Origin of the sequence: Arthrobacter sp. GCM10027362, from assembly GCF_042679445.1 — a bacterium.
Classification (GTDB): domain Bacteria; phylum Actinomycetota; class Actinomycetes; order Actinomycetales; family Micrococcaceae; genus Crystallibacter.
Window position 1 is genome coordinate 17029 of the sequence record NZ_JBHTML010000028.1, and the last position, 13275, is coordinate 30303.

The 13275-nt window shown below is 69.4% G+C and carries 8 protein-coding genes and 1 tRNA gene; all 9 read left to right on the plus strand.

The genetic code is table 11. The features are described from left to right. The first annotated feature begins 2 nt into the window (after positions 1–2). Positions 3–74: transfer RNA gene (locus ACFQ36_RS06835), tRNA-Gln, on the plus strand. Between the two features lie 216 nt (positions 75–290). Continuing rightward, the gene (gene glmU, locus ACFQ36_RS06840; protein ID WP_377011930.1) at positions 291–1811 is read left to right on the plus strand and encodes a bifunctional UDP-N-acetylglucosamine diphosphorylase/glucosamine-1-phosphate N-acetyltransferase GlmU; all 1521 of its coding nucleotides are present in this window, start codon (positions 291–293) and stop codon (positions 1809–1811) included. Further along, positions 1808–2788, plus strand: coding sequence for a ribose-phosphate diphosphokinase (locus ACFQ36_RS06845; protein ID WP_377011932.1), 981 nt, complete (start codon positions 1808–1810; stop codon positions 2786–2788). Before glmU ends, ACFQ36_RS06845 begins: the two co-directional genes overlap by 4 nt. Positions 2789–3517: 729 nt before the next feature. After that, positions 3518–5905 carry a hypothetical protein gene (locus tag ACFQ36_RS06850; RefSeq protein ID WP_377011933.1) on the plus strand — a complete coding sequence of 796 codons (2388 nt, stop codon included), beginning with the start codon at positions 3518–3520 and terminating at the stop codon, positions 5903–5905. Positions 5906–6106: 201 nt separating this feature from the next. Beyond that, complete coding sequence (locus ACFQ36_RS06855; RefSeq protein WP_377011935.1) at positions 6107–6691, plus strand: 50S ribosomal protein L25/general stress protein Ctc; 585 nt, start codon at positions 6107–6109, stop codon at positions 6689–6691. Positions 6692–6711: 20 nt separating this feature from the next. Continuing rightward, positions 6712–7299, plus strand: a complete 588-nt coding sequence (pth, locus tag ACFQ36_RS06860) for an aminoacyl-tRNA hydrolase (protein WP_377011937.1) — start codon at positions 6712–6714, stop codon at positions 7297–7299. A gap of 477 nt (positions 7300–7776) precedes the next feature. Then, positions 7777–9285, plus strand: a complete 1509-nt coding sequence (locus tag ACFQ36_RS06865; RefSeq protein WP_377011939.1) for a sugar transferase — start codon at positions 7777–7779, stop codon at positions 9283–9285. A gap of 244 nt (positions 9286–9529) precedes the next feature. Then, positions 9530–12058: a LuxR C-terminal-related transcriptional regulator gene (locus tag ACFQ36_RS06870; protein ID WP_377011941.1), complete on the plus strand. Its 2529-nt coding sequence runs from the start codon at positions 9530–9532 to the stop codon at positions 12056–12058. Beyond that, positions 12055–13275 (plus strand): AAA family ATPase (locus tag ACFQ36_RS06875; RefSeq protein ID WP_377011943.1); only part of this gene is annotated, 1221 nt, incomplete at its 3' end. The genes ACFQ36_RS06870 and ACFQ36_RS06875, both read left to right, overlap by 4 nt.

Consider the following 13275-nt stretch of genomic DNA (forward strand, 5'->3'; position numbering starts at 1 on the left):
GGTCCGCCCTGGTGTAACGGCAGCACCCAGGCCTTTGGAGCCTCGGAGTCTAGGTTCGAATCCTAGGGGCGGAACTGTGGAACACGGGTGCGCTGTCCGGCAGATGCAGGCAGGAACCGGGCGGTTCCGCGGACAGTAATATTGCGACAGCCACGGCTTTCGCTCGACGACGGATCCGGTCCGGGTAGGAGTGCCACTTAGTGAGCCCCCAAGACATCAGTCCAAGCAACACGGCAGCGGCCACGGCGCCGGCAGCGGTCATCATTCTCGCCGCAGGCGCCGGAACCCGGATGAAGTCTGAAAAACCCAAGATCCTGCACGAAATCGGCGGCATTTCCATGATCGGACACGCACTCGCCGCCGCCCGCGGGCTGGAGCCGAAGGTGCTCGCCGCCGTCGTCCGCCACGAGCGGGACCGCGTCGCGGCGCATATTGCCGCACTGGACCCGCAGGCGGTGATCGTGGACCAGGACGAGGTTCCGGGCACCGGCCGCGCGGTGGAAGTGGCGCTGGAGGCGCTGGACGCCGCCGGCGAGCGTGATGGTTCCGGGCCGGTCAACGGCACGGTGGTGGTCACCTACGGCGACGTGCCGCTGCTGACCACGGACCTGCTCCGCGAGCTGGTGGCCGAGCATACCGCCGCCGGCAACGCCGTGACCGTGCTGACCGCGGTCCTGGACGACGCCGCCGGCTACGGCCGGATTGTGCGCGCCGATGACGGCGGCGTGCGCGGCATCGTCGAGCACAAGGATGCCACCGAGGAACAGCGGGCCATCCGCGAGATCAATTCCGGGATCTACGCCTTCGACGCCGCGGTGCTGCGGGATGCGCTCAAGCAGGTCGCCTCGGACAACGCGCAGGGCGAGAAGTACCTCACCGACGTGCTGGCGGTGGCCAACGACGGCGGCGGCCGGGTGGCGGCGGTGGCTACCGCCGACCGCTGGCAGGTCGAAGGGGCCAATGACCGCGTGCAGCTGGCGGCCCTCGGGGCCGAGCACAACCGCCGCGTCCTGGAAGCCGCGATGCGCGCAGGCGTGACCATCGTGGATCCGGCCACCACCTGGGTCGATTCCACCGTTTCGTTCGGCACGGACGTGACCATCCTGCCCGGCACGCAGTTGCACGGGGCCACCCGGGTGGCCACCGGCGCGGTCGTCGGACCGGATACCACGCTGACCGACGTCGTCGTCGGCGAGGGTGCCAGCGTCGTCCGCACCCATGGATCCGAGGCCGTGATCGGCCCGAACGCCAATGTGGGTCCGTTCGCCTACCTGCGGCCCGGAACGGTCCTTGGTGCCAGGGGCAAGATCGGCGCCTTTGTGGAGACCAAGAACGCCACCATCGGCAACGGCTCCAAGGTCCCGCACCTGTCCTACGTGGGGGACGCGGAGGTCGGCGAGGACTCCAATGTCGGCTGCGGGAACATCACCGCCAATTACGACGGCGTGAACAAGCACCGCACCGTGATCGGTTCGCACGTGCGCACCGGCTCGAACACCGTCTTCGTGGCGCCGGTGACGGTGGGGGACGGGGCCTACTCCGGCGCCGGCACCGTGATCCGCAAGGACGTGCCTCCCGGCGCGCTGGCCATCAACATGGCGCCGCAGCGCAATATCGACGGCTGGGTCCCGGCCAACCGGGCCGGCACTGCCGCCGCCCGGGCCGCCGCCGCAGCCTCGCTGGCAGGGCCCGTCGAAGCCGAACCCGTGGAGACGGAGCCTGCCCCTATGGCTGAAGCGCCCGACCCGGACGTGGAGACCACCCAGACTTCCCTCCCCACCCCCACCCCAGAAGAAAGTGATCATTCATGAGCACAATCACGGCCCAAGGCGAGAAAACCCTGGTACTCGCTTCCGGGCGCGCTCACCCGGAACTGGCCAAGGAAATCGCCAAGGAGCTGGATCTGGAGCTGCTGCCGACCTCTGCCTACGACTTCGCCAACGGCGAGATTTACGTGCGCTTCGAGGAAAGCGTGCGCGGCACGGACGCTTTCGTGATCCAGGCCCATCCGGCGCCGATCAACGAGTGGCTCATGGAACACCTGATCATGGTCGACACGATGAAGCGCGCCTCCGCCAAGCGCATCACCGTGGTGGCACCGTTCTACCCCTATGCACGCCAGGACAAGAAGCACCGCGGGCGCGAGCCGATCTCCGCCCGCCTGGTGGCGGACCTGTACAAGACCGCAGGGGCGGACCGGCTGATCTCCGTGGACCTGCACACCGCGCAGATCCAAGGCTTCTTCGACGGGCCGGTGGACCACCTGATGGCCATCCCGCTGCTGGCGGACTACATCCGCACCCGGGTCGACCTGGACAACGTCACGGTGGTGTCCCCGGATACCGGCCGCGTCCGGGTGGCCGAGCAGTGGGCCGAGCGGCTCGGCGGTGCGCCGCTGGCCTTCGTGCACAAGTCCCGCAACGTGAACGTGCCCAACCAGGCGGTGTCCAAGACCGTGGTCGGCCAGATCGAGGGCCGCGACTGCGTGCTGATCGACGACATGATCGATACCGGCGGAACCATTGCCGGGGCGGTCCAGGTGCTCAAGAACGCCGGGGCCCGGGACGTCATCATCGCCTCCACGCACGCGGTGTTCTCGGATCCGGCCCCGCGTCGGCTGGCCGAGAGCGGCGCCCGCGAGGTGGTCGTGACCAACACCCTGCCCATCCCGCCGGAGAAGCAGTTCCCGCAGCTGACCGTGCTCTCGATTGCGCCGCTGATCGCCCGGGCGATCCGCGAGGTGTTCGAGGACGGTTCGGTCACCAGCCTGTTCGACGGCCGCAGCTAGCGTTCGCAGCCTGCCCCGCCTTCGCAAGCTCAGGGCGGGGAGCCTGGCTGCTCTCTTCCGAGGGTCCCGCCGCGAGCGAAGCGAGCGGTGGGAAGGCCCGATGCGCCAGCGTTCGCAGCCAGCGCCCTGGGCCCCGCTGCCGCGGCGTGCCCCGGCAGGCCGTTCTCCGCTGGTTCCCGGGTCCGGACTTCCCGTCCGGGCCCGGGTCTGTTGGCGGAACAAGCGCTTCCAAGGAGGCTTCCAAAGTGATTGCAGGCGGATATCCAGGGCGGTATGGTCATGGGTCCCGGCAATTGATAGGTTGGAGGTGCTTTAGACGATCGTCACATTGACAGACTCGCACGAGGTGCTCGGGGTGCACCTGTTGACGTGCAGCGGTGCCGGCGGCGCAGCTGCACCAATACCGAAGGCCATTAAGCCAAGCCGGAGGTAAACCTGAGGCAGCCGCCAAGGTTGGGGGTCTCCATTATGAATATTCCCGACGTGCCGCGTCGGCGCTACTGGCTTCGGTCCAGTCTGGCCGCGCTGGCTGCCGGGGCCATGGTTGCCGCGGGGGGCGCTGGCGCGGCGGCAACAGGCTCTGCGGGGGTGGTCACCGCAATGACGGTGTCCGCGCCGGCCCCTTCCATGGAGCAGCCGGCCCCTTCCGTGGAGCAGGGGGCAGCGACGTCGACAGAGCAGCCGGCAGGGCGGGACACCGCGCCTGCGGAGGTACCACCAGCGGCCGGCATGACGGCGCCGACCCCGTCCCCTTCCGATCAGCCTGCCGGGAGCGATTCACCGCCGGAACCGGACAGCTCCGGGACCGGGCAGCCGCAGGAGACCGGGGGCGGGACCGGCAGGACGGATCCTTCCCGGCCGGCCACGTCCGAACCGGACCCTTCTCCGCCGCCCACGTCCGAACCGGACCTGGGCGGGACGGACGGCGCCCCGGCCACGCGGCCGGAGGCGGAGGACGAGCCACCGTCCGACGGCGGAGCGCCTGGGGAATCCGTCGACGGCAATCAGGCGGCCCGGCTGCGCCTGGTCCAGGAATTCAACGTTCCGAAGGCGGACTTCGGCCGGTACTGGACCCTCTCCGCCCGGCAGGGCAAGCAAACGGTCCTCGGCGGCAGCGGCCCCAAGGTCCCGGCTTCGGGCTTCAGCAGCGTTCCGGCCGGGGTGCCTACCGTCCTGTCCGGCCGGATGGATCCGGGTTGGTCCCGGGCCGGGGAAATCGCCGGCCGCCCGGCCTGGAGTTGCCGCGACGAGGGCAGCGGCGAAGGCATCGCGCTGCAGAACGACAATACCCTGGCGTCCTTGGCGGCGGGACAGCGGGTGCTGTGCAGGATGGCCGTGGAAATGCGCGACGGCCCGCTCAGCATCACCAAATCCCGCGTGGTGCTCAAGCAGGGCCCGGCCGGCCGGTGGAACCTCAGCTACGCCATCCGCATCACCAACACTTCCCGAACCACCGACGCCAGCTACGGGCTGACCGAGGCCCTGGAGTTCGGAGCCGGCATCGGCATTGTTTCGGCGGCCTGGACCCGGTCGGGCACGCAGGCAGCCGGTAAATGGCCGGATCCCGGCCGGCACCGCAGCGCGACGCTGGCAGCGCGCGGCACGGCCATCGGCCATAACCCCGAGGCGGACACCGTGCACACCTACCATGTCACCGCCGTCGTGACCATCCCGGCGGCAACAGCGGCAGGAGCGCTCGAATGCGGTCCCGGCGGGGAGGCCACCGGCGGGCTGGGCAGCACGGCGCTGCTGAACAACCGTGTCCAGGCGGCTGTGTGCCGGACGGTGCCGGCCCGGGTGCTGGTGGATAAGGTCTGGAGCATTAACGGCGCCGAGTACCGGCACGGCAACAGGCCCGCCGGCTTTGATGCCACGCTGCGGCTCGCGGCTCCCGGCACCGTCCAGGCCGCAGGCGGGACCGGGCTGGGCCGGGCGCAGCCGCTGTGGGGCAGGGAAACGGGCAGCTACCGGCCGGGAACAATGCTGACTGTCGCGGAGACGGTCGACCTGCCCGAGGGCTGCGCCGTGGTCCGCACCGGCGGTGCGGGCATCCGGCGGCTGTCGACGGCGGTGACCCGGCTCACCGTCCGGACCGTCGTCGAATGCGTCCAGCGGCTCACGCTGGTGAACCGGGTGGCGCCGTCGGGCCTGGCAAACGGCCTGGCCGGTAAGTGGATATTGACGGCCACCGCGGAGGGCGCCCGGGAGCCGGAGCTTTCCGGCACCAGCGGCACTGCCGGTGGAGTCCAGGCCGGCCGGACCTACCGGCTGGGTGACGCACCGGCTTTCCTGGGGGACCAGGAATTTGCGGCGGAGCCCTGGCAGTGCCGGCTGGATTCGGGCAGCGGGAAACTGGTCCAGCGCGGCGCCAGCATAGTACCCGGCTACGGCCAGCACATCACCTGCACCGTGGCCAACACGTGGCACGGCCCGGGCCTGGAGGTCAGCAAGAATGCCAGTAAGCCCGTTCCGGTCTCCGGAACTGCCGGCACCCAGTGGGAGGTGGTCTACGGGATCAGCGTCAAGAACCCGTCGATGGTTTCCGCCGGACACTACACATTGGTGGACTGGCTGGCCTTCGGCGAGGGCGTGGAGATAATTTCGGCCCGCTGGATGCTTCCGGCGTCGGGGCTCGCGGACAGATGGACCGATCCGGGCAGCTTCCCGCTGGCCACCCTGGCCTCGGGCCGGGCGATCGACGTGATGGACAGCCACGATTACCTGGTCACCGTCCGGGTCCGCGTCAAGCCCGGAACCCCGGTCCGGGAGCTGGACTGCCTGCCCGAGGAATCCGAGCAGACCGGGCTGCTGAACATGGTGGCACTCAACGGCGACACCGTGGTGCAGGCCTGTGCTGCGCTGGACAGGGCGGTCGGAGGCGGACAAAACGCTGCCGGCGGAGGCGGGATCCTGCTGCCGCCGGCGGACGGTTCCGGCAGCGGACAGGCGGCCGGGGAGGCCCCGGGAGGACTGACGGCCGCCGCCCCCGAACTGGTCCCCCTGAGCCCGGTGCTGGCGGTATCGTCGATGGACCCGAGGGGAGTGGCCACCGCCGCCGGCATGCTGCTGCTCTCCGCCATCCTGGTGCTGTTCCTCTCCCGGCCCCGCCGGCGCTGACCGGTCCCTCCCGCGGCCGCACCGCAGGATTCGGGCCAGCGCCGGCCGGCTGCTAAGCTTGAGGGCGATGCCTAGGCGAGGGACTGCCGCAGTAACTGCGGCGGGTCCGTTATCGACGGTGGCTGGAAAGCCTGTTTTCCGGACATTTTCCTTGACCTGGCGCTGCCGATCCGCTGAAAAGCCATGCACAAGGAGAATGCCATGACCGAGCAGAAGCTCGCCGCCGAAGTCCGCACCGAATTCGGCAAGGGCGCCGCCCGCCGCGCCCGCCGCAACAACCAGATCCCCGGCGTCATCTACGGCCACGGCGCAGATCCTGTCCACGTCCTGCTGCCCAAGCGCGAGACCACCCTGGCGCTGCGCGCCGCCAACGCCCTGCTGAACCTGGATGTCGAAGGCGAAGAGCACCTGGTCCTGGCCAAGGAGATCCAGCGCAACCCGCTCCTGCAGATCGTCGAGCACGTTGACCTGCTGACCGTCAAGAAGGGCGAGAAGGTCTCCGTGGACGTCAACATCCACGTCGAGGGCGAAGTGGCCGCCGGTGCCATCCTGAACCTGGAGCACCCGGCGGTTGCCGTCGAGGCCGAGGCCACCCACCTGCCCGAGGCCCTGACCATCAACGTGGAGGGCCGCGAAGCCGGTGCCCATGTCCATGCTTCGGACATCGAGCTGCCGCAGGGCGTCGCGCTGCTGGTCGAGCCGGACACCCTGATCGCCACCGTTTCCGCCGAGGCCGCTGCGGAGGCTGAAGCCGAGGCCCCGGCCGCCGAAGCTGCCGCCGAGTAACGACGGCGGAATCCACCTTCGTGAGCAGCGAAACCTGGCTGGTAGTCGGGCTCGGCAATCCCGGGCCCGGCTACAGCCACAACCGGCACAACGTCGGCCAGATGGTGCTCGACGAGCTGGCCGCCCGCGTCGGCGGCTCCTTCAAGAGCCACAAGGCCCGCGCACAGGTCCTCGAAGGCCGCCTTGGCATCGGCGGTCCCCGGGTGGTCCTGGCCAAACCGCTGACCTTCATGAATGTCTCCGGCGGCCCCACCGCGGCGCTGGCCAAGTTCTTCGGCATCGGCGCGGACCATGTCATCGCCGTCCACGACGAGGTCGACATCCCGTTCGGCGCCATCAAGCTCAAGATCGGCGGCGGTGAGGGCGGCCACAACGGCTTGCGGGATATCTCCAAAGCCCTTGGCACCAAGGACTACCACCGCGTCCGCGTGGGCGTCGGCCGGCCGCCCGGCCGGATGGACACTGCCGACTACGTGCTCAGGGACTTTTCCGGGACGGAGAAGAAGGAGCTGCCGTTCCTCATTGCCGACGCCGCGGATGCGGTGGCGGCCTTGGCCGAAGAGGGGCTGCTGAACGCCCAGCAGAAGTTCCACTCCGCGCGCGGGTAGTCCCCGGCCCGGCACTGTGCAACGATTGCGTGCCGGATTGGCGGATGCCCTTCCCTGTGCTTATTATTTGTTGTAGCCACTTGTGGCTCCCAAGCGGGGGGCCGACGATGGGCGGCCTCTGAGACTGGGCCACCCCCATCCCATCGTCGGCCCCCTTTTCAATGCCCGGCGGTGCTGCGTACCTGCCCCGTGCGCGGTTCGGCGCGTACCATGCGTTCCGGTCCCGAGTAATTCCTCCGGCTTTCAAGTACCCCCTACTCATGCGCGCCGGGGGCTTTTTTTCTAGGCTCGTTTAATACCAATCCGGACCGGAAGGGTCCGGGCGTTCCGGCTTGAGCTGAATTGCCGGGGCGCTTTGGCTGGGGTTGATGGACCGGGAGGAAATCATTCCTTTTCCGGGTGGGCAGATATGCCCTGGTCCCGGGAAAACAAGGGAATGGCGGTTTCCGGACAACCGGGGGATTGAGGAGACCGGAAGTGAGTAATCTTGGGGGAACTGTATCGGTAGACGCGCCAGTCCGGGCGGCTGCCGGAGCCGGCGTCCGGGAGGTGGATTCCGCTGCGGCCGGCACGCCGTCCAGCGCTGTCCTCTGGAGCCGCCGCTACCGCACCAGGCTCTGGGTATCGGACGTGCTGATTATCGGAATGGCGGTCGGGTGGCTGGAACTGGCCCGGGCCGGTGGTGCCGGCTCCGCCTGGAACCAGGCCGTGGTGGCACTGGGCGTGGCGCTGGCCTGGATCGCCTCGCTGGCAGCGTTCCGGACCCGCGATACTAAATTGATCGGTATTGGCGCGGCCGAATACAAGGCGGTGATTATTGCCAGCGCCGCGGTTTTCGGATCGCTGGCATTTGTCTTTCTGACCATCGGGCAGCATAACGTCAAGGAGTATTTCCTTTTTGTCTTTCCGGCGGGCACCCTGGCCCTGGTCGCAGGACGGTGGGCCTGGCGGTGCTGGTTAAACAATCAGCGGAAGTACGGGCATTACCTGTCGCGCGTGGTGGTGCTCGGCCAGCGGCAGGAAGTTGAATACGTGTCCGCGCAGATCCACAAGAACTGCGGCGCCGCGTACCAGGTAGTCGGTGCGGTATTGGACCGGGCCGAGGCTGACGGGTCACTGAGCGTGGGCGGCAGGACCATCCCGGTCATTTCCGATCCCGACGATGTTGTCCCTGCAGTGGCCAGGGTGGGCGCCGATGCGGTGATCGTGGCCGGGCAGCTGCCGCGGGACGGCAAGTACCTGCGGGAACTGAGCTGGCAGCTCGAAGCCAGCTCCACCCAACTGGTGATGGCCTCGTCGCTGACCAATGTGGCCGGCCCGCGGATCCAGGTCCGCCCGGTCGAGGGCCTGCCGCTGATGCACGTGGAGCAGCCGACCTTTGCCGGCGGGAAACACTTCGTCAAGCGGGCCATGGACATCGCCTGCGCCTCGCTGGGACTGCTGGCGTTCGCACCGCTGCTGGCGGTGCTGGCGGTCCTGATCAAGCTGGACAGCCGCGGGCCGGTGTTCTTCCGGCAGCAGCGCGTGGGCAAGGACGGCCGGATGTTCAACATGTACAAGCTCCGTTCCATGGTGGTGGACGCCGAGGAACAGCGGGCGGCGCTGAAGAGCCTGGACGAAGGCAACGGGGTGCTGTTCGTGATCCGCAACGATCCCCGGGTGACCAAGGTGGGCCGCTGGATCCGCAAGCACTCGCTGGATGAACTGCCGCAGCTGTTCAACGTGGTCAGGGGGGATATGTCCTTGGTGGGGCCGAGGCCTCCGCTGGCGTCCGAGGTCGCGGTTTACGAGGGCTTCACGCACCGGCGCCTGAAGATCAAGCCCGGATGCACCGGCCTGTGGCAGATCAACGGCCGCGACGACCTGAGCTGGGAGGAGAGCGTGCGGCTGGACCTCTACTACGTGGAGAACTGGTCCGTCACCGGCGACCTGGTCATCATGTGGCGCACGCTCAAGGTCATGCTGAAGCCGGTGGGCGCCCACTGAGCGGCACCCTGCACCGCTAGGCAGTACTGCCGCGCGCCGGGTCCGCCGGGACCCGGCGCCTTCGGGCGCGGATTGTGAGTAGCAAGACCGCCGGGTGAGTAGCAGACCGGTAGCCGGTACTCAGGCCAGGCCCCTGCCTGCGTACCTAGCATTCCAAATGTACTTCCAGTTGGGGGGAGTACCTCTTGTGGGGGAAGAGGACTTGGATATGCGGTCTTTTCATGCAGGTATTGGGGAAACGTGTGTGCCTGGAAACGGGGCGGAAGCGGACCAGGCTGGAACTTCGGCCGTCCGGGTCCCGGGCCAAAGCGCCGTGCTGGAGACGGCGCTGTCGGAAGATCTGCAGGGATGCCTCGTCGCCGGAGGCCCCGGCACCGGCAAGACATTGCTGGTCCAGCGCGTCCTGGAAAGCCGGCCCCGCGACCTTTGCGCCATCTGGGTGAGGGGAACTGCCTTCGCGGCCCGGATTCCGTTCGGCGCTTTGGGATTCCTGCTGACGGAACTGGAACCGGGGGCGCATGGTTCTCCCGGTGCCCTGATGCAGGAACTGAGGAAACGATTGGCCGAGCGGGCCCAGGGGCGCACCGTCGTCATCGCGGTCGACAATGCGGAGCAGGTGGACGAAATGTCCGCCGTGGTCCTGAGCCGGCTGGCCCTGGGCGGTGACGCCAAACTGATCCTGATCAGCCGGCACTGCGCCGGAATGCCGGCGGAATTTACGGGTTTGTGGCGGGCCGGGCTTCTGCGGCGCTGCGACCTGGGCCCGATCCCGCTCAAGGATGCGGGACTGCTGCTGGCGGAAGAGTTCGGTGCCGCCGTCTCCCAGCAGGCAGCCTTGGATCTGTGGGCCAGGAGCGAAGGCAATCCGCTGTTCCTGAAGGCCCTGGCCCGGGATTGCCTTGATGCCGGGAAGCTGGTCCTGCACTCGGGCGTGTGGGTGCTGGCCTCGGGGGATGTGCGGCCCGGTCTGCACGTCTCCGAAGCAGTCGATGGAATTCTGGCAGGCCTGACCCGGGGCCAGTACCAGGCGCTCGAATTCTTTGCCGCTCTGGGCAGCGTCCCGCTGCAGGCGGTTCCACTGGGCAGCGCCGCGGACGTGGACTTCCTGCAGGAGCAGGGGTTCCTGGACCTGGACCGGGAGCCGTCCCCCCGGGGAAGGCTGGCAAGCCGGCTCATCAACGAGGTCGTGCGGCAGCGCATCGATCCCGGCGCCGGGGCCGAACTGCAGCAAATTGTCGGCCAAGCCGCCGAGGCCGGGGCACGGACGCCGGAGGCGCCGGTCCTGGAAGCAGCCGATGACCTGATGAACCGGCGCCGGTACCGGGAGGCCGCCGACCTCCTGGGCCGCCGGCGGGCCGACGGCAGCTTGGGAATGGCTGCCCGGGCCCGGCAGGCCATCGCCGAGAGCAGGGCCTGGCGCAGCCTGCACCAGGTGGATCGGGCCAAGGAGCTGCTGGAGGCTGTGGCAGCAGAGCTTGACCAGGCTTCCCGGTCCGGCGGCGAAGAACCGGGCCTGGCCCTTGAGCTGCAGCACCTGCGCGCCGAACTGCTGGTGGCAGGGACGGAAATTGCCCGCTACGAGGGCCGTTACCGCGACATTGCCGGACAGCTGGGCAACCGGCACGCCGGCCTCTTCGCCACCGATCCGGACCTGCGCGCGCGGGCGGCAGGCCTGTTGTGCGAGGCCTGGGCGATGACCGGCCGCCAGAACGACGCCGTCGAACTGGCCGACTCCGTGCTGCCCACCCTGGACGATCCCAAAGTGACCGGCGCAACCAGGGGGTTGTGCTCGCTGCAGCTTGCGGCTGCATACGTCATGGCCGGAGCCTGGCAGCAGGCGCGCCGGATGTTCGAGGGACCTTCCGGGGAAAGGCTGGCAGTGGCCAGGGCGGCGCTGGGGACCGAAGGACAGCTGGCGGACGGCCTTTTCCTGGCCTTCGCCGAGGAGCCCGGGCCGGCGCTCCGGTGCCTGCTGCCTGCCGTCGCGCAGCTGCGGGTCCGGGACCCGGAGGGATTGGCGCCCCTGGCCGCCGCCGCGGCGGCCTACTGCCTGGCCCTGCAGGGAGAAACGGAACGGTCGCTGGAATGCCTTGGCGAGGCCGCCGTCGACACGGACAGCGGCTGGGAGGGCGTGCGCAGAACGCGGTACTTTGCCGCCGCCGCGAGGGCCGCCCTGGGCGAGCCCGGCGGGGCTGCCGCGCAGTTCCGCGCCTTGGCCGACGACGAACGGGCGGCCGGCTCTCCGGCCCGGGAAATGTGGGCCCTGCTTTCGGCAGCCAGGACAGGAGACCTTGGTGCGGCCCACCGGCTCGCCGAAGTTGCCGCCGCAGCCGAGGGCGCCCTGGCCGATATCTGCCAGCTGTATGCAAAGGGGATGCTCAACGCGGACAGCCAGTTGCTGGTCCAAACAGTGGAGCGGGCCTTGGAGCTGGGATACCGCGGCCTTGCCCGGCAGGTCGGCCAGGACACGCTGGAGGCGCTGCTGGCAAACGGCGAGCGCGCGGCAGCCAGGGACCTGAAGCGGATCCTGCGGGCATGCTCCCCGCAGTCCGGCGTGCCGGCCGGGGAAGGCGGGGACTGCGACGGCCTGACCGAGCGGCAGCGCCAAATCGTGCACTACGTCCGGCAAGGGGCCAGCAACCGCGAAATCGCGGCGAAAACCGGTGTGTCGGTCCGGACCGTCGAGGGGCACCTGTACCAGGCCTACGCGAAACTCCAGGTCAGGAACCGGCGTGAACTGGCCGCACTGGTCACCACCGGGGAGGCCCGGTGATCCCCGGCGCCGGCGGTTTCGTCGGACGCGGGGAAGAAACGGCGGCGGTGCTGTCCGCGCTCCTGGACAGCGGATCGGCCGGAGCAGTGGTCAGCGGGGAAGCGGGCAGCGGTAAGACCGCCCTCACCCGGCAGGTCCTGCACCGGCTGGAAGGCCGGATGCGCTGCTTTCCGGTCCATGCCAGCCGGGCGCTCGCCGCCGTGCCTTACGGCGCGCTGGCACCCCATCTGGGACGCCCGGCCTCCGACGACGATGCGGTGGCCGTCATGCGCCGGCTGACTGATCACTTTCACCGCGGCAGCCGGGAAGACCCGGCAGGGCGGGAGCACCGCCGGGATGGGCAGGTGCTGCTGGTGGTCGAAAACGCCCAGGACCTGGATGCTGACAGCAGCTATGTCATCAGCCATCTGGTCATGTCGGGGGCGGTGCGGGCGCTGGTCCTTAACCGGAGAAGCGGACGGCGTTCGCAGGAACCGGGCTGCCTGGGCAGCGACGGGCTGCTGCGGCAGGTGCGGCTTCCGCAGCTGACCCAGGCCCAGGTCCACGAGCTGTGCAGCCTGGCACTGTCCGGTCCGGTAGCCCGGGGCACCTCGGGCTTCATCGCCGAGGCCGCCGCCGGCAACCCGCTGTTCGTCCGGGCCCTGCTGGCCTGGGGCAGGAGGCAGCATGCCCTGGTCCGGCGCAACGGGGTATGGGTGTTCGTCGATGAGGCGCCGGCGCCGGACACCCGGATCCAGGACCTGGTGCGCTCGCTGGCAGCGGAGCGTCCCGCCGGAGAGCAGGCGGTCCTGGAGCTGCTGGCCTTGGCGGGCGGGCTGCCGTACGCCGCGCTGCGCCGCCTGGCCGACGAGGCGGACGTGGCGAACCTCCTGGATGAAGGAATCCTGGACCGCACCGCCGACGGGGCGCCCCGGATCTACCTCCGTTCGCCGGTGTTCGCGGACGTGCTGGCTGCCTCGGTTCCCTACGGGCGCAGCACCGCCATCAGGCGGAGGGCCGCCGCGGCCTGCGGCACGGAATCGTGGAACGGCGCCGTCCCGGCCCGCTACCTTGAATGGGGCCTGGAGTGTGGAGATGTGTCCTCACCGGGGGAGCTGCTCGCGGCGGCGCGGAAGGCCAATGGACAGCATCGGCCGCGGCGTGCGCTGCGCCTGGCCCGGGCCGTCGCCGACCCGGCCTTCTCGGCCGCCTCAGGCGTGCAGCAGGCACGTGCCCTC